Origin of the sequence: Microcoleus sp. PH2017_24_DOB_U_A (genome assembly GCF_020738205.1) — a bacterium.
In the GTDB taxonomy this organism is placed as follows: Bacteria; Cyanobacteriota; Cyanobacteriia; order Cyanobacteriales; family Microcoleaceae; genus Microcoleus.
This window is the reverse complement of the sequence record NZ_JAEQCT010000046.1, coordinates 1-23634: the sequence shown is the minus strand read 5'-3', so window position 1 is coordinate 23634 and position 23634 is coordinate 1. Positions and strand designations below refer to the sequence as shown.

Here is a 23634-nt window from a genome sequence, read left to right as displayed (position 1 = left end):
GTTTTAACCGCCGTCTGCATCTGGGTAATTGCTCTCTTCAACCCGCCTCCGCGGACATCGCTTGTGTCGCCGCGGTTTCAACCGCCGTCTGCATCTGGGGATTTAAAAAACCTCCGCACCCTCCAACTTCTTCATAGTTTCAACCTTAGCCCTCGCCGCTTCCCCGCAAGTCTTCGGAGTCGGAAACATCTTTCCAGGATTCGCCAAACCTTTCGGATTAAAGACGTGACGCACCCACTGCATCGTCTCCAAATCTACCTCCGAAAACATATCCGGCATAAAACACTTCTTATCAGCACCAATCCCGTGTTCCCCCGAAAGACTGCCGCCAACTTTCACGCACAGCCTGAGAATTTCCCCGCCCAATTCTTCCACCTTTTCCAGCGCACCTTTTACCGAATTATCGTACAGAATCAGCGGGTGCAAATTCCCATCTCCCGCATGAAATACATTCGCAATTCGGTAGCCGTATTTCTCGCTCAAACCCTCAATTTCTTTCAAAACATAAGCCATTTGCGTGCGCGGAATTACCCCATCTTGCACGTAATAATCAGGGCTGAGATGACCCGCCGCCGCAAAAGCAGCTTTCCGCCCTTTCCAAATTTTCATCCGCGTTTCCGGATCGTGAGCCGTGGTGATATTTCGCGCTCCATTCTGCTTGCAAATATCAGAAATTCGCTGTTTATTTGTAGCAACTTCCACTTCTAAACCGTCGATTTCTACGAGCAGAATTGCTGCCGCATCGCGCGGATAACAACCAGTTGCTACGACATCTTCCACAGCATTAATGCTGATATTGTCCATGATTTCCATGCCGCCGGGAATAATCCCAGCACTGATAATATCGGAAACCGATTCGCCCGCTGCTTCTATGCTAGGAAAATCTGCCAACAGAACGCAAATAGATTCCGGCGCTTTCAGGATTCGCAAAGTAACTTCTGTGGCGATGCCTAAAGTGCCTTCGGAACCGACAAATACACCAGTTAAATCGTAACCTGGCATTTCGGGAATTTCGCCGCCGACATCGACAATTGAACCGTCGGGAATTACCAATTTCAATCCTAAAACGTGATTGGTTGTCACGCCATATTTGAGGCAGTGTACGCCACCAGAATTTTCGGCAACGTTGCCGCCAATCGAACAAATAATTTGACTGGAAGGATCGGGCGCGTAGTAAAAACCTGCGCCGCTAACTGCTTGCGTTACCCAGTTATTAATTACTCCCGGTTGTACGACTACTTGCTGATTTTCTAAGTCAACTTTCAGGATTTTTCGCATCAGGGCTGTGACAATCAGCACGCAGTTTTCTACAGGTAAAGCGCCGCCGGAAAGCCCGGTACCCGCACCTCTAGCCACCCAGGGAATGGAATTGCGATCGCAGATTTTGACCACATTTGCCACTTCCTCGGTAGTTCGCGGCAATACCACCAGGGCGGGGCGCTGGCGGTAGCTAGCAAGTCCATCGCACTCGTAGACAATCAATTCTTCACGGCGCTGCACTACGCCGTTTTTGCCGACTACAGCCTCAAATTCTTTAATAACGGGTTTCCAGTTGCGATCGGTTGCTACGGCTATCATTAGTAACTTATTTTTAAGGGTTGCAATACTGACACTGACCGGGATCGGCAGTCTCTCGACCGTCGGGAAACAGTTCTTCTTTAGTATAACCGCAGTTTTTGCATTGATAAATAGTCGATCGCACTAGCTGAGTCGGAAAATAGCAAAGTCCGCAGGGCAACCCCATTTTCCTCTGGGAAATCTCAAATCCCGGCCAACCGCACTCCGGGCACAATTGCTTAAATTTTTTAACTAAATCGAGAGTTGCATTTTCGATGTTTTTCATCCGAGTGGGATTGTACATCGCCCGCATATCTGTTTCGACGTGAACTTTGCCAGTTGAGGATTTTGTTAAGCCTGCTGTCACCGCATCAAAAAGTTGTTTTTCTGTCACAATGCCCTTAACAATTTCACCCTTACCGAGTGCAGCATCGCCAACTACAACAACCAGTCCGTGTTCGGGAAATCCAACTTTTTGGGCAAAATCCTCGGCTTCTTCTATACTTGCAACTAACTGGTGACTGTAATTAGTTTCCAATGACAAAGATTCGCCGACAAGTTCGATATTGTTAGCTCTATCTAATAAAATTACAATTTCTCTGTTGGCTGGCAGATACGGCATCATTGGGTGAGGGCCAAAAGTACCTTCGCTCGCAAATGCTAGAGTTTCGCCCGCAACTTCTAAAGCTTTTTCTGCTTTCTGGCGAGCCGCTTCTATTTGAGTACCTAAACGCTTAACTTCTCTAGTGAACGTGCCGAATGCGTCAGTATCAAAATTCGCAGGTACGCTAATTATAACGCCTAATTCTCGTTCCAAAATGGGAGCCATCACCCGTTCTTTTTGGTGCATAGTAGCAAGAACTGCGGTGCGATATCTCAATAATTGAAGTAGATTCATAGACTCAGAGGACAGAGACATATTGCAGCATTATTTCATAACAGAGGACTCACATACACCCTGCGACCTAAATTATCAATTCAGCACTCAATTATCAATCTTATACCATCTCAACTGTTGCTACAACATAATTTTTGAGTTGGTTTGCTCAATTTGCGATGGCATAGGTGCGTCGCAATGAGACGATCGATTTTATACTAGGGATTTTTAATTGCGAGGCACCCTACCGCTAAAATTATTCAATCTTCAATCTTCAATCTCAAATCTCAAATCTCAAATCGTGTTAATTGCCGCCAGTAACTCCCCCAGCCTGACCTCTGAGTACAAAAATTACTCCCGTCATAATTAGCCCCACGCCTACCAACCGCAGCGGTGGCAAAGGCTCGCCAAATACAATTTTGCCACCCAAAACAGTAAACAAGTAACTAATTGACAGTAAAGGCGAGACTATGCTAATGTTGGCGCGAGACAAAACTACGATAAAGCCGATCGAAGAAACTGCATACAAACACAGACCTCCAACTATCAAAGGCTGAGTTGCCATTGCGATAACTTTTTCAACTAAATTAGCAGCGCCAATCGGTCCTAATATTTTCGCTCCCGCTTTCAGACTAAATTGACCTACAACACTGCACAAAATAGCAGCGAGCAAAACTAGAAAAACGCTTCTACTCATAAGTTTAAGTAACCTATATTACAGCAAAAATTGCCATTCCAAAAAACTGGAAAAACTTAAATTAAGTTTTGTTGAGTTTTCTTCACCACTAATAATTTAAGCATAGATACTGGAACAGTAAGTATTGTCGATCGCCAGTAACGCCTGGAACAAACATATGGCAGAACAGACCAACACCAGCGAGGAATACAGTCTCGAACTCTCGATACTCATGCCCTGCCTCAACGAGGCAGAAACTTTAGAAATCTGTATCGAGAAGGCACAGAAGTCCCTGCGCGAACTTAATATTGCCGGCGAGGTCATCATAGCAGACAACGGCAGCACTGACGGTTCTCAAGATATCGCCACCCGATTGGGGGCCCGAGTCGTACCCGTAGCAGCCAAAGGCTACGGCAGCGCCCTAATGGGAGGCATCGTAGCCGCGCGCGGAGTTTATATTATCATGGGCGACGCTGACGACAGCTACGACTTTTCGCACCTCGGCGCCTTTGTCGAAAAATTGCGGGGAGGCTGCGATTTAGTCATGGGAAACCGCTTTCAAGGGGGCATCAAACCAGGGGCCATGCCGCCGCTGCACAAATATTTAGGAAATCCGGTGCTGACATGGGTTGGGCGGTTATTCTTTTCAAGTCCCGCCGGCGACTTTCACTGCGGGCTCAGAGGTTTCAGGAGAGACTCAATTTTGAAACTCGACTTGCAAACAACCGGTATGGAATTTGCCAGCGAAATGGTCGTCAAAGCCTCGCTGTACAAGTTGGCAATCACTGAAGTCCCAACCGTACTCTCTCCCGACGGCCGCAGCCGCCCGCCACACCTGCGAACTTGGCGAGATGGCTGGCGGCACCTCCGATTTTTGCTGCTGTACAGTCCCCGGTGGCTGTTTCTGTATCCCGGTACGGGGCTGATGATGTTGGGTTTAATAGTTGGCATTTGGCTGTTGCCCGGTACTCAAAAAATCGGGAGCATCAGCTTTGATGTACATACGCTATTGTATGCTGCGATCGCAATTATCGTCGGTTTTCAAGCCGTAACATTCGCTTTCTTCACCAAAATTTTCGCCATCAGCGAGAAACTGTTGCCGCAAGACCCCAAACTCAACAAAATATTTCGCTATGTCACCCTAGAGACAGGATTGATCGTGGGAATCACGCTAATATTAATCGGAATAATTGGCTCGTTCTTGTCATTAACTATCTGGAGCAAAACAGATTTCGGTTCTCTAGACTCCTCTAAAACTCTCCGTTTAGTTATTCCCTCCCTCACGTGCCTGACAGTAGGTTTGCAGATGGTTCTGTCTAGCTTTTTTCTCAGCGTTCTGAGCTTAAAACGTAGGTAAAATAATTCAACCTCAAATCTTATTACAATTGTCAGCAAAGATAATTTGAACCAGCCCAAAAACAGATACAGGCTGTCGGCGCATGGAGTGGATATCCCCAGACTTTAGACCAAATTTCAAGCTACCCAATTCATCTGTGGAGTAAATCTAAAATCTAAAATTTAAAATTCAGAATCGACAGACTTGTCCAAATGCTGCGTTAAAGCGGTCAGGAACAATCAGACTTCACCCATCTAATCTGTACATCGAAAACCTCAAATCCTATGACAGTAACTGAAAACAATTCCAGCGAGTATATCGGCCCCAAGCTAGGTGGTTTCGCCACTAAACTATCTTGGTACGCCCGCCAAAAAATGTTTGATTTGCTCCTGGGATTAGCCAATCCCAGCGACGACACAACCGTCCTGGATGTAGGAGTAACTTCCGACCGTCGCGAAGATTGCAATTTCTTTGAAAAACTCTATCCATACCCCCATAAAATAACCGCAGTCGGCATGGAAGATGCTGCCTTTTTAGAAGAAGAATATCCCGGTTTAACATACGTCCGTTCCGACGGGTTGACCTTACCATTTCCCGACAAAAGTTTTGATTTAGTCGTGAGTTTTGCCGTAATCGAACACGTCGGCAATAGGACTCAGCAAAAAGCTTTTGTTCGGGAACTTTGCCGAGTCGGCAAAACTTGTTGCATCACCACTCCCAACCGCTGGTATCCCGTAGAATTCCACACTGCTGTTCCCCTAATTCATTGGTTTCCCCCTTCTTGGTTTCGAGCTTTGTTGAGATTGCTCGGCAAAAACTTCTTTGCCAAAGAGGAGAATCTCAACCTATTATCCGAGAAAGATGTGTTAAAGATGCTGCCAGCAGATGCTCAAGTTTCTACCAGACATTTTCGGCTTCTCGGTTTGATATCCAATCTGCTCTTTTATGTTAAAAATCCCCTTTGATTAGATAAGGATCGCGAATTAAATAACTTACAATTTTAATTGTTATTGTGGGATGGGCGTCCCGCCCATCCCACAAACTTGTGTAAATTATTTAATTTGCGATCCTTATTTAATTCTCATTCCTAAGACTCGGCGGTTGAAACCGCTACTACACAAACGAAGTCCGCCTCCGCGGACTAAAGAGTAAAGTTATTGTAGGGTGTGCAATGCGTACCTTACTGCTATGAGTAGCGTATCATGTAAGACTTTTTTCAGCTTGCTTTGATTCTAGCAACTGTTCAGAACTACAAACCCATAGAGATGGCTTTAGTTCCCAAATCTAACACAAAATTTTCTCCGTCTTCATAAAGTTTTTTGCGACTTTTTGCAAGTTGCCGCACGTTATCGCGAAAATCGTGAGAGAGTTTTGCTTGCAGTCGAAACCAAGATGACAATCCAGGCCCCGAAGTATCTACATCTGCGGGATGATTGAGACTCCAAGACGAATAAGCTATGTATCGAATAGATTTTGAAACTAAATAGTTTGCTAAGGCTTCAGGGCCTTTGAATACAGGCATACCGGGTGGCAAACTTGCTCCCCCCGGCCAGTCTGCTAGGAAAATTTGATTGCGTTTGAAGTCGAGGATAAAAGGTGCATCTAGTCTGGTCAAAACTGTTTCTCCCTGTGGCACAGACTCCTGTATTGCTACGTACTGCGACTTTTGCTTTGCTGTAACTAATGATGGATTTGTCAGCCCAAATTCTATATTTTTTACATAAGCTGAGTAAGTCTGTTTAGTGATAGCCCAGTTATAGCTAATTGCCAACCCCGCACAAAATACAGCAGCAATAAAAAAGTTGGCTGCTCCGTTTTTGTTTAATGTTCCTGTGTCGGTCATTGCTACCGCGATCAATATTAAAATTGCTGGGAAAAGGTGAGAAAACGAATAGCGAAAAGGGTCGGCATTTTCGGTAATTACACCTACAGCAATTGTCGCCAATCCCGCTGCAATTGTCATTGATAAAACTGCTTGGCGGTTCGAGAACGAAGGTTCTTCGGGTAAATTGCCAAACTTCCATGGTCGGATGCTCAAGCTCAAACAGCCGAGAAATATCAGTATAAAAACATAAATACCTTGGAATGCTCTCATGGCGCTTTTCGCAGTTCCTAATAACGTCGAACCTGATTTGAAGGTAATGCCGTAGGCGGAGGCGTGATAGCCTTTTCCCAAAAGAGGATACAATAGAGTGCCTGAGGATTGATACATTGAAATCATCCAAGGCAGTAGAAATACTCCCACTAATACTGTTGTCAATACCAATTCAAATAAAACTTTTTGTTTGGATTCGGAGCTAATTAAATAGCAAATATAGCTGGTGGCAAATAGAAAGACACAGGCGGGTATTAGCGATGATTTTAAAGCACAAATAGCCGCTGCAATTAAAGCTAATATACAAGCATTTGCCGCCCAATGGTTGCGTTCTATCTCTTTACTGTCAAGCGTCCTGAACAAACTTACAAATAAAGCGACTGGCAGCATGAGACTTGTAGTGTTGGCTTTGGGAAGTGGAATCAAAAGCAAGAATAAAATAGTGAAGACGATTCGTTTGGTTGAAACTTTATTTTCTTTGAAAAATCCTAGGATTAGTCCGACAGTAATTATCAGGGGCAAAGCGGGGTCGATGAGGTTGAGATTAGTGTCGGAAAGTCCGCTTAAAATCAATGCTTGGAGAAATGACTGCCCACCTAAAGATACTATTCTTCGTTCGCTAAAAGGGTCTGAACCCATCGAACCGAGTTGCAGCATTTTGTGGGGAAATACTAAGTAACCGTGGTAGTCGTCGCTAGTATTAAATCCGTCAGCATAGACCATATTTGCAAAGTTGTGTCTACCTGTATAAAGCCATCCGGCGTATTGAATTAAAATTAGTAGACTAACTATGGCAATGGCTGCTAAGATGACTTTATCTTTGCGGCATTCTTGAAATAAGTGCCAGATATTATTAATAATTAATTGTCTGTGATTTATTAAATCTACTAGACAGTAAATGAGTCCCAAACCTAAAAAAAATAGAATTGTGGTTTGGGAAATAGTCCAGGTTGCATTTAAGATGCCGCCAATTAGAACGCTAAAAGCTAGACCCCAAGCGGCTCTTTGTCCCCAGTCAATTCGCTGGTTGGGAAACAGGATGTGGTTGAGGACTTTTCCCCAACCTATGAGGGATAGTAGCAGGCAAATACCGTAGAAAAATGAGATGAGGTATGACATCATTGCTGTAGGAGTTGTATCTATTAAATAGTTAACTTTTTAGTTGATTAGTTGTCAAGTGTCGGCTATTTTTATAGGGAGGGTTTTCGATTATACAATAGAGGGTGGTTTTCGTCAATTTATTGTTGATTGTTTATATTAATTAATGGCGATAGAAAAGGCTGTTAATGGCTTGGGAATTTATTTTTTAGTGAGAGATGGGGAAGCAAAGATCGATCGCACGCTCGAACACAAAAAGATCGATCGCCCAGCAATATCTTCTTTCCTGCGATGGAGGGAAAGGTTAGCGGGGCGATCGGCATTCTACAGACATCGTGTCTGTACAGACAGCAAAAAGGCAGGCTACCGGAAATCGGCCCAGCCTTTGTACTTTCGGATTTTGTCGGGAATCTATTGCAGAAGTGCGATCGAGGGTGCATCGCAGTTCATCTCCAGGTATTCGGCTGCGATCGCGAATGCCGAAACCAAAATTCCCAAATTCTGCCTTCGGAGAGAGTCGAAGCTCAAAATTAAACAAGTGTGGCTACAGCTTATCAATGACCTAACATTAAATTTTATCAAAGATTCTGGTACGTTTCCGAATTTTTCATGTATCGTTACAATATGCTCATCTGCCATATCTAAAAAAAATTTAATGAGGTAAAAGCCATGATCGCAAGTTGCTTGATTCCGTTTACGCTCTGCTTGCTCGCTGGACTCGTGACTGCTGGGACTGACAAGAGAACGCTAGACGGGATTCCGGCTCCCATAGCTGCAATTATTGGGGTGTGTTCGTTAATTTGGTTTTTTGCGGTCTGTCCTTGGCCTGTTGAACTCGCTCTAGTGTTGGTGGTGCTGGTTTTTGGCAAAGCTTATTTGCAAGATATCTTGAAAGTCGGTTGAATTCTGAGGGCTAGCGCTCCTAGATTTGGGCTTGCGCGACGATCGATCGTTGGGTGCTTCTATTTTCTTCAAAAATTTTCGATTGTGGCGATGGTTTCCGTTGTGTTTTGCGAGCAAACCGCCACGGCCAAAGCAACCGCAGCATTGGTATTTTTATTTAGGAATGATAATTAAATAACTTACAATCTTTATTGTTATTGTGGGATGGGCGTCCCGCCCATCCCACAAACTTGTGGAAGTTATTTAATTCTCATTTCCTAGCTAGGGCTTGCAATTCAAGTCTCAGGTGGTGCCTCGATCGCAGATAATATAAGGTGCGCTTGCGGCGCACCCTAGAGATCGAGCAAGTAAAATGGCGATCTGTTAAATTGGCAAGCGATTGATATCTTTATTAGAACCAATTACTACCATCACCTCGCCGTTTTTCAAGCGTTCGTTTGGCTGGGGATTGATCTCGAACTTGTCGGCGCGACCGACTGCGAGCAAGTTCAAACCGTACCGGCGCCGGAGATCCAAATCCGCAATGGTTTTACCGTCAAATTTTTCAGGAACGAGCAACTCAACAATGCTGTGATTTGGGTCGAGGTCAAAGCGTTCTAAAATGCTGGGTTGTGTAAGAATGCGGGCTAAAGAGCAGCCCATTTCTCGTTCGGGAAAAACTACATGATCGGCGCCGACTTTTTTCAACAGTTTTAAGTGAGTTTCCGAGGAAGCTTTGGCGATGACGTGAGTTACCCCGCCTTCCTTGAGGTTGAGGGTGGTGGTAATGCTTTCGGCGAGGTAATTGCCGATCGCCACAATCACTGTTTCAAATTCAAATATACCGGCTTCCTGTAGAGCGCTAGGCTCTGTAGAATCTAACTGCAAAACGTGAGCCGAAATGCGATCGCTCAAAGCTTGAGTTACTTTTTTTTCGTCGGTGTCAACTCCCAGGACTTCGTAACCCAAGCCGTGGAGAGTCGAGCACACAGCTCTGCCGAAACGTCCCAAACCAATAACTGCAAACTGCTTGTTTTCCGCGCGCAAACTGCGGAAAAATCTTAAAGATGAAAGGTTCACGCTCATATTCAGCGCTGAAGGTCTGGATATTCAAATTTTAGCATAGACAGCGCTGCCTCCTTTTGATTTTTGAGTAAATAGTAAAAGTTGATTTGGGTTGTGATATCGTTTCCGGTTGCATCGGAATTATATATTTGAATCGTTGAGCGTGCGAGCGTCTCGCTCGCGGCCTGAATCGCGAGCGAGACGCTCGCACTACATAATTCCGATGCAACCGGATTTGATATGACCCATTGTTTAGATTATCAGCAACTGGGCAGGATTTTGCTATCCGACTAACAAACTTTCCTCAGCATACTTAAAAGTTCTGGGTTTGGGGTCGCCGAATGCGGCACTCATCAGCAGCAGCACGCCAACCCGGCCTATGTACATTGTCGCAATCAAAATTAATTTGCCGATCGCCGAAATCTTGGCTGTAATCCCTGTGGAAAGGCCGACCGTGCCAAAAGCTGACACTGCCTCAAACAGCACTTGGATAAATTCTAGTTCGGGATTGGTCAGTTCAATTAAAATTGCAGATGAGAAGGCGACTAACAGCGAGCCGAAGACTACGCTAATGGTTTTCAGAATCAGGGCTGCTGGGATTTGACGCTGATAGGACTGCACCTGTTCCTGACCTTCGAGAACTGCTGCGGTACAGCTAAACAATATCCTAAAAGTTGTGGTTTTGATGCCGCCGCCGGTGCTACCGGGACTGGCGCCGACAAACATCAGCGCGATGGTCAAAAATAGCGCGGCTTCGCTCATTTTTCCAATGTCAATTGTATTAAATCCTGCCGTGCGGGGCGTCACAGATTGAAACCAAGCTGCCATCACCTTTTGAGGAAAATTTAGAGGCCCGAAAGTTCCTGGGTTGTTGTATTCCAGCACTAAATATGCTAGGGTTCCTAAAATTAAAAGGACAGCAGTTGTACTGGTAACGACTTTGAAATTCAGGGAAAAAACTGTGCAGATGGGGCTTTTGTTGAAGCGATCGCGCAGCCACAGGTACATTTCCATAATTACTTGATAGCCGATGCCCCCAAATACGATCAATCCGGTGACTGTGAAGTTAATCACAGGCGAATTGACGTAGCGGATTAAATTATCTGAATAGATGCTAAATCCGGCGTTATTAAAAGAATTCACACTGTGAAAAATAGCAGACCAGAGACCGTCTTTAAATCCGTATTCTGGGACAAAAACTAACATCAGCAAAAACACTCCAGTCAATTCAAACAAAGCGGTTGTTGCTAGAATTGACTGCACGAGTTGTAATACTCCGGCTAGTCCCGATTTGTCAAGTGATTGTTGCAGGGCAATTTTGTCTTTTAAACCAAAGCGGCGGCCCAATAGCAGCAGTAAGAAAGTTGTGGCTGTCATGTAGCCTAAGCCTCCTATTTGCACCAGTAACACGAGGCACAGTTGCCCCCAAAAAGAGTAATATTTTCCGACATCTACAACCGACAACCCTGTGACGCAGACAGCGGAAGTAGAGGTAAAGAGTGCTGTGATTGGATCGCTCCAAGTTCCATCAATTGTGGAAAATGGCATCATTAGTAGTAGAGCACCTGCGGTAATGACGGCGATGAATCCTAAACAAATAGTTCGCGAGACAGTCATTCGATTTTAGATTTTAGATTTTAGATTTTAGATTGGGGATTTTGAGATTTTGAGATTTTGGGATTTGGGATTTGGGATTTGGGATTTGGGATTTGGGATTTTAGAGGGAACCCACAAATCGATTTTAGATTTTTGATTTGGGATTTTAAAGGGAACTCACAAATCGATCGCCTGGCCCGAAATCAGGATATCTCTGCGAGTGCGAGTGCCGGCTGTCGATCGCACTTTCGCCGCCAAGTTCGATGACAACAACAGGACAATCACGGTAGAATTCCTGTAACAACTTGCGATCGTGCGATGACATCAACACTTTACCAGCAAATTCAGCAACTCTACGACGCTTCTAGCGGTTTGTGGGAGCAGGTGTGGGGCGAACATATGCACCACGGTTACTACGGCCCGGATGGAAACTTAAAGAAAGAGCGCCGACAGGCTCAGATAGATTTGATCGAGGAACTGCTCTCCTGGGCCCGAGTGCCGACAGCCGGAGCGCTATCAGAACCTTACCGCATTCTGGATGTCGGTTGCGGCATTGGTGGGAGCACGTTGTATTTGACCGAAAAGTTTGGTTCGATCGCGCAAAATAATTTAAAGTCGGATGATGGGGTCGATCGCGATTTTAGTCGATCGTCGGAACCAAATCAAAAGGGCGATCGGGTGACAGCCACCGGCATTACGCTGAGTCCGGTACAGGCAAACAGAGCAAAGGAACGCGCTAAAATTGCTGGACTGGAAAGCAATGTTAACTTTTTAGTAGCAGATGCTTTAAATATGCCTTTTCCTGATGAGTCCTTCGACTTGGTTTGGTCGCTCGAAAGTGGGGAACATATGCCCGACAAAATTAAGTTTTTAGAGGAATGCTGCCGCGTGCTCAAGCCGGGAGGAACTTTGATTTTGGCAACTTGGTGTCACCGCCCGCTGGGAGAAACAGCGGGAGAATTGACTGATGCAGAGAGGAAGGAATTGGCAGAAATTTACCGAGTTTATGCTTTGCCTTATGTGATTTCTTTGCCGGAATATGAGGAGATTGTCCGCAGTTTGCCTCTGACAAGTATTCGCAGTGCTGATTGGTCAAAAGCTGTGGCTCCTTTTTGGGATGTGGTGATCGATTCTGCTTTGACTCCGAGCGCGATTTGGGGTTTGTTGACGAGCGGTTGGACGACTATTCAAGCTGCACTTGCTCTGGGGTTGATGAGTCGGGGATATGAGAGCGGATTGATTCGTTTCGGGCTGATTTGTGCTGTAAAATAAATGGAACAGTTGACAGTTGACAGTTGACAGTTGACAGTTGACAGTTGACCGAAGGAAGAAGGAAGTTCGGCAACGGATGTAACGGATGTAACGGATAGAAGGAAGAGGGAAGAAGGAAGGAAGAAGGAAGAGTTGACAGTTGACCGAAGAAATGAAGTAAAAAGGAAGAAAGAAGGAAGGAATGAAGGAAGAAGGAATGAAGAAGTTCGGTTGATGATATTTCTGGCGGCAAGTTCAATCAAGTAAGGTGGACAATTTCCATCTTACTTAATATTATTTCTGGTGCGTTTGTAGGATTTATGAGCAACGATTCGATTGGTAAGTCTTGGATTGATGAAAATGGCTCGGCTCCGCAAAGCTGGGTGAGCGCTTTTTGGGAGTTTTCTCGGCCGCATACGATTATCGGCACTACCTTGAGTGTACTGGCTTTGTATGCGATCGCTCAAAGCACTCGATTATTTGTGAATCCGATATTTCTGCCGCTAGCATTTGCTTGGTTGGCTTGCATTTGTGGCAATATTTATATTGTGGGATTGAACCAGTTAGAAGATGTTGAAATTGATAAAATTAATAAGCCGTATTTGCCGATCGCCTCGGGAGCGTTTTCTCGCAAAACTGGGGAGTTGATTGTAATTGCAACGGGAATTATAGCGGTTGTGACTGCTGTTTTGCAAGGCCCGTTTTTGCTGGCTACAGTTGGCGTTAGTTTGGCGATTGGGACTGCTTATTCTCTGCCACCAATTCGGTTGAAGCGGTTTCCTTTTTGGGCGGCGCTGTGCATTTTTACGGTGCGCGGGGCGATCGTCAATTTAGGGCTGTTTCTACACTTTAATTGGGTTTTGGGTTTGGGAAGGGCGAAAAGCGTTTTTACTGGCTGGAGCTTAAATAGTCTGTCTTTGGCGATTCCGGCGGAAGTTTGGGTGCTGACGGTTTTTGTGATCGTGTTTACTTTTGCGATCGCCATTTTCAAAGATATCCCTGACATGGAGGGCGACAAGCAATACAATATTACTACGTTTACGATCGAGTTGGGCAAGCAGGCTGTGTTTAATTTGTCTCGCTGGGTGTTGACGGTTTGCTATTTGGGCGCTACTTTGGCGGGAGCAGTCGTGTTGTCTAATGTTAATTTAGTGTTTTTGACGGTTGCTCATTTGGTGGCTTTGGGTTTGATGTGGTTTTGGAGTGTCAAAGTTGATTTGGACGAGCAGAAAGAAATTGCTGATTTTTATCAGTTTATTTGGAAGTTGTTTTTCTTAGAATATTTGATTTTTCCCGCAGCTTGTTTGTTGGGATGAAGGCAGTTGGCAGTTGGCAGTTGGCAGTTGGCGGTTATTGTTAGAGTAAAAAATAACAAACAACAAATAACAAACAACAAATAACAAACAACAAATAACAAACAACAAACAACACAGACAACTATGGCTTCTAAGAAAAAATTCCAAAAATCTGCCGTCAAAATGCGTGCTGAAGATTCTTTGAAGATAGCTTGGGAATATCATCAAGCGGGGCGTTTGTTAGAAGCTGAAAATTTGTACCGGCAAATTGTGGAAGCGCAGCCGGAGTCAGCAAATGTGTTGTGTTTGTTGGGAATTGCAGTCAGACAGCAGGGAAAAGTGGCTGAGGCGATCGACTTTTACGATCGCGCGATCGCCCAAAACCCCGATTTTGTAGAGGCACATTTAAACAAAGCCCATGTTTTGATGGATGTCGGCGCTACTCAAAGGGCGATCGCCAGTTACGAACAAGTCATCCAACTTTCACCAAATACCGCACTAGCATACAATAATTTGGGCTGGCTCAAACAGCACTTGGGCGAAATAGACTCGGCAATTTCATATTATCAAACAGCGCTCCAGCTCGACCCAAACTTGCTGGAAACTGCACACAATTTAGCAGGCTTATTAAAAGACAAAAATCAATTAAATGAGGCAGTTGCCTGTTACCTGCACGCTTTAAAAATTAATCCAAAATTGACATATTCTCTAATCGGATTGGGAAGAATTTTTCAGCAGCAAGGTAAATTGCCCGAAGCTTTCGACTGCTACCAGCAAGCTATAGCATTAGAGCCTAACAATCCCGAAGCTCAGAACAATGTGGGAGCATTTTACCACGAACAAGGTAATACTAAAGCAGCAATTTCCCACTACCGACAAGCATTAAAACTTAAGCCGGACTTCGTGGATGCTATTAACAACCTCGCCCACGCTTTGGTCGATTTAGGAGAATTTCAAGAAGCTTTTGCTTGTCACCATCGAGCCTTGGAATTGCAGCCAGACAACGCCATCGCACACCTGGAATTAGCCTTGACTTTACTATTGTTTGGAGATTTCCAGCGCGGTTTTGCTGAATATGAGTGGCGGTGGCGCACTTCGCAAGTAGAGGCGAGACAATTTCCACAGCCGCTTTGGGATGGTGCGGATTTGCAGGGTAAAACTATTTTACTCCACGTCGAGCAAGGCTTCGGCGATTCGATTCAGTTTATTCGCTACGTGCCGATGCTTCGCAGCCGAGGTGCTAAAGTTATCGTGGCTTGCTATCCGGATTTGATGCGGTTGTTTGCGACTGTTGTCGGGATTGAATATTTATCAGTTTGTTTTGAGGATTTGCCAGCATTTGACTTTCACGCACCGCTGATGAGTTTGCCGAGGATTGTGGGGACAACTCTGGAAACAATTCCCGCAAATGTTCCTTATTTAGCTCCGCCTGCTGAGTGCAGTTTTGCACTTGCTTCTGATGCAAAGTTAAAGGTGGGGATTGTTTGGGCGGGAAGTCCGCAGCGCCGTAAAGATAATCAACGTTCTTGCAGTTTAAGCGATTTTATGCAATTCTTGGATGTTCCGGGAATTGCTTTTTATAGTTTACAAAAAAACTTGTCGGAGTGCGATCGCACTTTGTTGCACCAGCATCTAGTCCCGGATTTGAGCGCGCATCTGAACGACTTTGCTGATACGGCTTCTGCTATATCTCAATTGGATTTAGTGATTACTGTCGATACTTCTGTGGCACACTTGGCTGGTGCTTTGGGTAAACCGGTTTGGGTGCTGCTGTCTTTTGCTCCTGACTGGCGCTGGCTGCTGGATCGCGAAGACAATCCTTGGTATCCAACTGCAAGGCTTTTCCGCCAAAGTCAGCCGGAAAGTTGGCAAGAATTGTTTCAGGATGTGCAGGCGGCTTTGAGTTTATTTGCGATCGCAAATTCCGCTACTTCTTCCGAGGATGCTGCGAAAAATCTGCCGCTGGAAATCACAGGCGCTAGCTTGGTTGAGGAAAACAAACAAATATTTGTGACTGCGGGCGAAGCTTTAGGAAATGACTCAGCAGCCAAGCATTTGCAGGGAATTGAGACATCTGTTGTCGCAACGGGCGACGAAAATTCGGCTGTTTTAGATGATTTATTGCAACAAGCAGAACATTTAATGGAAACAGGCGATAAGCTAGAGGCGATCGCCCTTTACGAACAAATTATATCTCTCGCTCCCAATTGTTTCCAAGCGCGCATTAATTATGGTTTTCTCAAACACGAAAATGGGGAATTAGATGCAGCCATTCCGCATTACCAAGAAGCTTTAGCGCTCGCTCCCAATATTCCTCAAACAGCTTACAACTTGGCAAAGATTTTTGAGGAACAAGGTAAAGTGGAACAGGCGATCGCACATTACGAACAAGCTCTGGCTGCTGAACCGGATTTCGTGCCCGCACTGATTAATTTAGCGGTGGCGCTGCAAGAAAAGGGCGAACTGTTAAGGGCGCTCGATTTGTACCGCCGAGCGCTGGAAATTCAACCCCATAGCTGGGAAGCTTACAACAATTTGGCAACTGTTTTGCAAGAACAGGGCAATTTAGAAGAGGCGCTGGAGTATTATCACAAAGCGTTGGAATTGCTGCCGGATTTTGTGGAAGCTATCAACAATTTAGGCAGGACTTTTCTGGAAAAAGGCGCGGTTGAAGATGCGATCGCCTGCTACAGACGGGCGATTCATTTGAATCCGGATCATGCTAGCGCTCACCTGAATTTGTCCTTGGCTTTGCTGTTGGCGGGAGATTTTGCAAATGGCCTCGCCGAATACGAGTGGCGCTGGCAGATTAAAGAATTTAAAACAGGCCATTCCTGTTATTTGACGGCGCCGGGAAATACACTTTCGGCAAGAGAATACCGGCCGCTGTGGGACGGTTCCAACTTGCAGGGAAAGACTGTTTTGCTGCACGCGGAACAAGGTTTAGGCGATTCGCTTCAGTTTATTCGCTACGTTGAGATTGTCAAAAATCGAGGCGGTAGGGTAATTGTTGATTGTTACCCGCAATTGCGCCGTTTGTTTGCCATGGTTGATGGCATTGATTTGTTGATAGTTAGAGGTGAACCGCTGCCGGAATTTGACGTGCAAGTGCCGATGTTGAGTTTACCCTATGTTCTCGGTACAAGGCTAGAAACAATTCCGGCAACTACTGCTTATTTGTCTCCCCCTGCGGATGCTGAATTTGCGCTTTTGCCCGATCGCAATTTGAAAGTTGGGATTGTCTGGGCGGGGAATCCCAAACACCGCAAAAATATGCAGCGTTCTTGCGGTTTAAGTCAGTTTCTGCCGCTTTTGGACGTTTCGGGGGTAACTTTTTACAGCTTGCAGAAGGAGGTTTTAGAGGCCGATCGCGCGCTGTTGAATGGAACGCCGATCGTCGATTTGAGCCCGCATTTTGGTGATTTGGCTGATACTGCTGCTGCGATCGCCAAACTGGATTTAGTAATTACTGTCGATACGGCTGTCGCCCATTTGGCGGGGGCTTTGGGCAAACCGGTGTGGGTTTTGCTGGCGTTTTCCCCGGATTGGCGGTGGTTGTTGGAGCGCGAAGACAGTCCTTGGTATCCCAGTGCAAGGCTGTTTCGGCAACGGGAAAGGGGAGGCTGGGAGGGTGTTTTCGCTAGGGTGGCGGAGGCTCTAGGCGCTGTTTCTGCTGGATTTGTGCCGTCGGAGGCGGCGGATGCAGAGTTGCGGTTGGGCCGAGATTTGCAACAGCAGGGCAATTTGGGCGGTGCGATCGAGTGTTACCAGCGGGCGATCGCGATCGATCCGAATTATGCAGCAGCCCACAGCAATTTAGGTGTTGTCAAACAGCAAAGCGGGCGGTTAACAGAGGCGATCGCGCATTACCGACAAGCCCTAGAAATCGACCCGAATTTGGCTGAAACTGCGAGCAATTTGGGCAGCGCGCTGGCGGAAGCAGGGGAGAATGAAGGTGCGATCGCCCAATACCAGCGGGCGCTGTCTTTGAACCCGAATTGCGCGGAAGCGCTGGTTAATTTGGGCCTGCTGCGGGAAGAGCAAGGGGATGTGGGGGAGGCTGTCAGGTTGTACGAGCAAGCGATTCAAGTCAATCCTGATTGTGCTGTGGCTTATTTGAATTTGGGCATTGCTTTGGAGGAACGAGGAGAGGAAACGGGCGCGAATTACGATCGCGCGATCGCAAATTACGAACGGGCGATCGCTCTCGAACCCAATTATGTAGACGCCTTGCACAACTTAGGATACGCCTCGATCCGACAGGGCAGAATTGCAGATGCGATCGCCTATTACGATCGCGCTATGGCGGTGCAACCAGATTTAGCCGAAACTCTGATCGGTTTGGGGAGTTCCCTGCAACAGCAAGATAAGTTAGACGAGGCTCTAGCCGTTTGCCAGCAAGCGATTCAGCAGTTACCAGCCAATGCTGAGGCTCGCTGCAATCTGGGAATTGTGCTGCACAAACAGGGCAAAATTGCAGGTGCGATCGCCTGTTACCAGCAAGCTTTGAGCCTGCAACCCGACTTTCCCGAAGCTTTGAACAATCTGGGTAAGGCTTTTGAGGAAGCCGGAAATATGGCAGAGGCGATCGATTGTTACCGTAGGGCGATCGAGTTGAAACCAGGTAACATGAATCCCCTCAACGGTTTGGGAAAAGTGTTGCACCAAGGCGGCCAATTTGCGGATGCTGTCACCTGCTACAGTCAAGCAGTTCAATTCAATGCGACTAACCCAGAATCTCACCTAAATTTAGGTTTGGCTTTGCTGCTGTCTGGAGAGTTGCAGCGCGGTTTTTCCGAGTACGAATGGCGGCTCCTAATTAAAGAAAAAGAGTTTCCGTGCCACAACTTTATTCAGCCGATTTGGGACGGCAAAGATTTGGAGGGAAAAACTATTTTGCTTTGCCCGGAACAGGGTTTGGGCGATGCAATTCAGTTTATCCGCTACGCAGATTTAGTCAAGCAAAAAGGCGGCAAGGTAATTGTTTGGTGTTTGCCGCACTTGCAGCGGTTGTTTGCCCAAGTTTCGGGAATCGATGAGTTAATAATTAATCCCGACGATGCGCCTGATTTTCAAGTTCATGCGCGGTTAATGAGTTTGCCACACATTCTGGGAACCACTTTAGACACTATACCAGCTAATGTTCCTTATTTAGCTCCACCACCCGGTTTGGAATGCGCTCTTCCGAACACTCCTAATTTGAAAGTAGGGATTGTGTGGTCTGGAAATACTCAACATTCACAAAATAAGGTACGATCGTTCCCGCTAGATTTGTTGGCAAAACTGTTAGAGATTCCCGGAGCAGATTTTTACAATTTGCAAAAGCAAATGACAGCAGAGGAGTGCGCTTGGTTAGATCGAATGCCCGTCACAGATTTAAGCTCTAATTTGCACGATATGGCAGTTACTGCTGCGGTAATCTCGGCTCTGGATTTAGTCATTTCGGTAGATACTTCTGTAGCGCATTTGGCGGGTGCTTTGGGCAAACCCGTGTGGATTTTGCTGTGTTTTGTGCCGGATTGGCGGTGGATGTTGGAGCGCGAAGATAGTCCTTGGTATCCGACGGCGCGCTTGTTTCGCCAGTCAGCGGCGGGGGATTGGGATGGAGTTTTAGATCGGGCAAGTTTGGCGCTAAAAGCAAGAATTTCCCAGCATCAGGAAGCTCGACAGCCAATAGAGATTCAGTCTAATATTGAGTTAGCTAAGAAACAATTCGATCGCGCAAATCTGCTGAAATCCCAAGGAAGGCTTGCCGAGGCGATCGCATATTTCAAGAATGCTTTGGTTTTGCAGCCAGATTCCATCGAGTCCGCTACTAATTTAGCCGTCACGCTGCACCAAACAGGCGATTTAGCCGAAGCTGCGACGTATTATCAGCGCGCGATCGAAATTGACCCGAACTGCGCCCAAGCGCAAAATAACTTGGGTATTTTGCTGCAAGATCGGGGAAATATCGCCGAGGCAGTAATTTGCTTTCAAAAGGCGATCGCCCTAAATCCCGTTTATGTCAAAGCCCTGAACAATCTCGGCGCGACTCTCCAGCAGCAGGGCGAGCTCCAAAGTGCGATCGTCTATTTTCAGCAAGCACTTTCCCTCAATGCCAATTACGTACCCGCCCTCGTAAATTTGGGCGTGGCGATGCAAGCAAAATGTCAGCCAGCGGAGGCCGGGCGGCTTTACCAGCGTGCAATTGAAGCAGAACCGAACAATTCTAAAGGACACTATCACCTGGGAAATTCATGTTTGGCTGCGGGCAAAATAGAGCAGGCAATTTCTAGCTTTGAGGTAGCAATATCTTTGCAGCCAAATTATGTAGAAGCCCTGACTAATTTAGGCAGTGCCGTGGAACTATTGGGAGACGTAAATCGGGCAATTTCATGTTACAATCAAGCTCTCGCAGTAGCTCCAGACTGTGTTAAAGCTCACTTCAATTTAGGCTTAGTCTTGCTGTTGACAGGTGACTTGCCGCGCGGCTTAGCAGAATACGAGTGGCGGTGGCACACAGATCAGGCGAAAAAATTGCCGCGGTTGAATTTTGACAAGCCAGTTTGGGACGGTTCAGATTTGAACGGACAAACTATTTTACTCCGCTGCGAACAAGGTTTGGGCGACGCAATTCAATTTGTCCGCTACGCCACAATTGTCCAGCAAAAGGGCGGCAAAGTCATTATATCTTGCTATCAAGAACTGAAGCGTTTATTTAAGCAGATTCCTGGTATCGAACAAGTGGCGGTGCGGGTGGAAGAATTGCCCGATTTTCAAGTGCAAGCACCGCTGATGAGTTTGCCGCACATTCTCGGAACAACTTTAGACAATATACCCGCCAATGTTCCTTATTTAGCGGCGCCGCCGAATTGGCAATTTTCGCTAAATTGCGATCGCAATTTCAAAGTAGGGATTGTCTGGGCGGGAAGTTCGGAACATTTGAAGGATTTTGTGCGATCGAGCGATTTCAGCTATTTCTTGAAATTCTTAGATATTCCCGGTGTCAGTTTTTACAGTCTGCAAAAAGAAGTGTCGGCGGATGACATGACTTTGTTAACTCAAACTTCTGTCATAGATTTGAGCGACAATTTGAACGATTTTGCCGATACTGCGGCGGTGATATCGCAACTAGATTTAGTTATTTGCGTCGATACCGCTGTGGCGCACTTAGCCGGTGCGTTGGGCAAACCTGTCTGGATTTTGCTCTCATTTATGCCCGATTGGCGGTGGCTGCTGACACGGGAAGACAGCCCTTGGTATCCCACTGCGCGGTTGTTTCGGCAGTCAAAACCTGGTGATTGGGATGGCGTGGGCGATCGCATAAAAGTCGCTTTACAAGAGTTAATTCCCACTCCCACTGAGGCTAAATCATCATCAAGTGCGATCGCAGAAATAGACGTACAGTTTCACATAGCAAAGGCATTACAAAAACAAGGTAACAAAGCAGCCGCCGCGCGCTACGAACAAATAATTGCCACCTCACCCAACCACGCCGAAGCCCACACTTATTTAGGTTATCTCAAACAGGAAAACGGACAAATAGCCGAGGCAGTTTCGCACTACCAGCAAGCACTCGCAACCAATCCCAACCTGGGCAAAACCAACTTATATTTAGGTTATGCCCTGGAATCACAAGGAAGAGTTGCGGAGGCGATCGACTGCTATACTAAAGCAATTCAACTATCTCCAAAATCTCCAGATTTGCGTTTGAGACTAGCATTTGCTTTGCTGTTGACTGGCAATTTCCAGCATGGTTTTGCCGAGTACGAATCGCGCTGGCACACTCAAGAATTAGAACAACAATATACCAATTACCCGCTTTGGGATGGTTCAGATTTGCAGGGAAAAACAATTTTATTGCACCCAGAACAAGGTTTTGGCGATGCGATTCATTTTATCCGCTACGCACCTTTAGTCAAGCAAAAAGGCGGCAAAGTTATGGTTGCTTGTCATCAATCGCTGAAGCGTTTGTTTGAAAAAGTGGCAGGCGTAGATAATGTAGTCACAAATCCGCAGAATTTGCTAGATTTTCAAGTGCAAGCGCCGCTGCTAAGTTTGCCGCGAATTCTGGGGACGACTTTGGAAAACATACCTGCAAATATTCCTTATTTAGCTGCGCCCGATGATTGTAAAATTTCCCTAGGATCGAACAATAAACTAAAAGTAGGTATTGTGTGGGCGGGCGGGCCGCTGCACCGCAAAAATCACGAGCGATCCTGTAAGTTGAGTGAGTTTTTGAAGTTTTTAGATGTTCCGGGCGCGAGTTTTTACAGCCTTCAGAAAGATTTGTCGGCGGGCGATTTAACTTTATTGAATCAACAGCAAATCCCCAATTTAAGCGAACATTGCGTCGATTTTGCCGACACCGCAGCGATTATTTCGCAACTGGATTTAGTAATTTGTGTTGATACTGCGATCGCGCACTTAGCCGGTGCGTTGGGCAAACCTGTCTGGATTTTGCTCTCTTTCATGCCCGATTGGCGGTGGATGCTGACACGGGAAGACAGCCCTTGGTATCCCACTGCGCGGTTGTTTCGGCAGTCACAGGCGGGTGATTGGGATGCCGTGGGCGATCGTATAAAAGCAGCCCTAGAACAGCTAATTACCTGTTTCCAAGGGGCGGGCACGGGGGCACCACCCCTACATATTCTCCCAGAAACCCCGCCACAAATAACAGGAATCGGCATCAGTTGGCCAGTCAGCATCACCAGCGGCTGGGGCATTTACGGCATGAATTTAACACTGCAACTGCTGCGAAATCCCGCCTGGGAAGTTGCACTTTTAGTACCGCCATCCATTACCTCAGAATCCATCAATCCGCTGCACAAATCACTCTTGTCACCCGCAGTAGAAAAGCAGAAACAATTTCAGGAATTAGTAACAGCAAATTCTGACAAACAAATCAGTTGTAACTTTCCTGTACTTTACGCTTTGGGGAATAACTTAGCATCCTCGGGAGTTGAAAATCACCTAATCAGCCCTTGTCAAGTAGGAGTCATCTTTTTTGAAGACACCCGCATTACCGCAGCAGCCCTAGAAACAGCCAAAAAATATCGCGCCATTGTCGCCGGCTCCCACTGGAATGCCGATGTTTTGAGAAGCTGCGGCTTGACTAACGTCGCGATGGTAAATCAAGGAATTGACCCCACAATTTTCCATCCTGCACCTAAATCTAACTTATTTGGCGATCGCTTCGTCATCTTCTCCGGCGGCAAACTCGAATATCGCAAAGGGCAAGACATTGTAATCGCCGCTTTCAAACGATTTCGCGCCAAACATCCAGAAGCTTTACTACTAACAACATGGCACAACTTCTGGCCTCAGTATATGCTAGGAATCGAACAAACCGGAAATGTTGCGGGACTTCCCAATATCAACCGCGACGGAAGTTTAGGAATTTCGCAATGGTTGGCGGCTAACGGCTTACCAGTTGAATCTTTTATCGACATCGGTTTAATTCCCAATCACCTCGCCGGACAAATATTGCGAGAAGCTGACTGCGCTGTTTTCACCAATCGCTGCGAAGGCGGCACTAATTTAGTCGCAATGGAAAGTATGGCCTGCGGAATTCCTACTATTTTATCAGCAAATACCGGACATTTAGACTTGATTTACAGCAATATTTGCTATCCTTTGTCGCATCAGGGACGAGTTAAACCGACTGCTCATTTTCCCGGTGTAGAAGGTTGGGGAGAGTCAGATGTTGAGGAAGTTGTCGAGGCTTTGGAGCAAGTTTATACTAATCGCGAAGAAGCGAAACGTCGGGGTTTAGCTGCGGCGAATTTTATGCTCGATTGGACTTGGGAAAAACAAGTTAAACGCTTTTTGAATATTATTGGCGGGCTATATACATAATTCCCGTAGGGGCGGGTTCACCAACAATAATCGCCCCAAAACTAACAATTTCAAAAACCCGCCCTC

Annotated in this window: 13 protein-coding genes; 7 read left to right on the top strand and 6 right to left on the bottom strand. The window is 46.2% G+C overall.

What is annotated here, in order from left to right:
- Nucleotides 1-102 precede the first annotated feature (102 nt).
- From glcD to JGK07_RS13890, 3 genes are all read right to left on the bottom strand, one after another.
- Entirely contained in the window at nucleotides 103-1578 is a 1476-nt protein-coding gene (gene glcD / locus JGK07_RS13900) for a glycolate oxidase subunit GlcD (RefSeq protein ID WP_293181779.1), read from the bottom strand.
- A 13-nt stretch (nucleotides 1579-1591) separates the two neighbouring features.
- Complete coding sequence (locus JGK07_RS13895; protein ID WP_293181781.1) at nucleotides 1592-2455, bottom strand: DUF6671 family protein; 864 nt, start codon at nucleotides 2453-2455, stop codon at nucleotides 1592-1594.
- A gap of 283 nt (nucleotides 2456-2738) precedes the next feature.
- Nucleotides 2739-3131: a transporter gene (locus JGK07_RS13890; RefSeq protein WP_293150051.1), complete on the bottom strand. Its 393-nt coding sequence runs from the start codon at nucleotides 3129-3131 to the stop codon at nucleotides 2739-2741.
- A 157-nt stretch (nucleotides 3132-3288) separates the two neighbouring features.
- Here JGK07_RS13890 and JGK07_RS13885 point away from each other — a divergent pair, with 157 nt between their 5' ends.
- Together JGK07_RS13885 and JGK07_RS13880 are read left to right on the top strand one after the other, a co-directional pair.
- Nucleotides 3289-4467 carry a glycosyltransferase family 2 protein gene (locus tag JGK07_RS13885; protein WP_293181783.1) on the top strand — a complete coding sequence of 393 codons (1179 nt, stop codon included), beginning with the start codon at nucleotides 3289-3291 and terminating at the stop codon, nucleotides 4465-4467.
- A gap of 263 nt (nucleotides 4468-4730) precedes the next feature.
- Nucleotides 4731-5411, top strand: a complete 681-nt coding sequence (locus tag JGK07_RS13880; protein WP_293181785.1) for a class I SAM-dependent methyltransferase — start codon at nucleotides 4731-4733, stop codon at nucleotides 5409-5411.
- A gap of 284 nt (nucleotides 5412-5695) precedes the next feature.
- On the opposite strand, the gene JGK07_RS13875 is transcribed toward JGK07_RS13880, so the two are convergent.
- Nucleotides 5696-7663, bottom strand: coding sequence for a hypothetical protein (locus JGK07_RS13875; RefSeq protein WP_293197060.1), 1968 nt, complete (start codon nucleotides 7661-7663; stop codon nucleotides 5696-5698).
- 267 nt (nucleotides 7664-7930) lie between these two features.
- On the opposite strand from JGK07_RS13875, the gene JGK07_RS13870 reads away from it, so the two are divergent.
- Both JGK07_RS13870 and JGK07_RS13865 read left to right on the top strand, forming a co-directional pair.
- A complete protein-coding gene (locus JGK07_RS13870) occupies nucleotides 7931-8173 on the top strand; it encodes a hypothetical protein (RefSeq protein ID WP_293242100.1) in 243 nt (80 codons plus the stop codon).
- A 135-nt stretch (nucleotides 8174-8308) separates the two neighbouring features.
- Nucleotides 8309-8542 (top strand): hypothetical protein, encoded by a 234-nt coding sequence (locus JGK07_RS13865; protein ID WP_293151796.1) that lies wholly within the window; start codon nucleotides 8309-8311, stop codon nucleotides 8540-8542.
- Between the two features lie 363 nt (nucleotides 8543-8905).
- On the opposite strand, the gene JGK07_RS13860 is transcribed toward JGK07_RS13865, so the two are convergent.
- Together JGK07_RS13860 and JGK07_RS13855 are read right to left on the bottom strand one after the other, a co-directional pair.
- Complete coding sequence (locus tag JGK07_RS13860) at nucleotides 8906-9601, bottom strand: TrkA family potassium uptake protein (protein WP_293181801.1); 696 nt, start codon at nucleotides 9599-9601, stop codon at nucleotides 8906-8908.
- 267 nt (nucleotides 9602-9868) lie between these two features.
- Nucleotides 9869-11203, bottom strand: a complete 1335-nt coding sequence (locus JGK07_RS13855) for a TrkH family potassium uptake protein (protein ID WP_293218229.1) — start codon at nucleotides 11201-11203, stop codon at nucleotides 9869-9871.
- A gap of 297 nt (nucleotides 11204-11500) precedes the next feature.
- On the opposite strand from JGK07_RS13855, the gene JGK07_RS13850 reads away from it, so the two are divergent.
- The 3 genes from JGK07_RS13850 to JGK07_RS13840 all read left to right on the top strand — a co-directional run bounded on the left by JGK07_RS13850 (nucleotide 11501) and on the right by JGK07_RS13840 (nucleotide 23568).
- Nucleotides 11501-12454: a methyltransferase domain-containing protein gene (locus JGK07_RS13850; protein WP_293191414.1), complete on the top strand. Its 954-nt coding sequence runs from the start codon at nucleotides 11501-11503 to the stop codon at nucleotides 12452-12454.
- Nucleotides 12455-12753: 299 nt separating this feature from the next.
- Nucleotides 12754-13749 carry a homogentisate phytyltransferase gene (locus JGK07_RS13845; protein ID WP_293206584.1) on the top strand — a complete coding sequence of 332 codons (996 nt, stop codon included), beginning with the start codon at nucleotides 12754-12756 and terminating at the stop codon, nucleotides 13747-13749.
- A 123-nt stretch (nucleotides 13750-13872) separates the two neighbouring features.
- Nucleotides 13873-23568: a tetratricopeptide repeat protein gene (locus tag JGK07_RS13840; protein WP_293242097.1), complete on the top strand. Its 9696-nt coding sequence runs from the start codon at nucleotides 13873-13875 to the stop codon at nucleotides 23566-23568.
- Nucleotides 23569-23634: the final 66 nt, after the last annotated feature.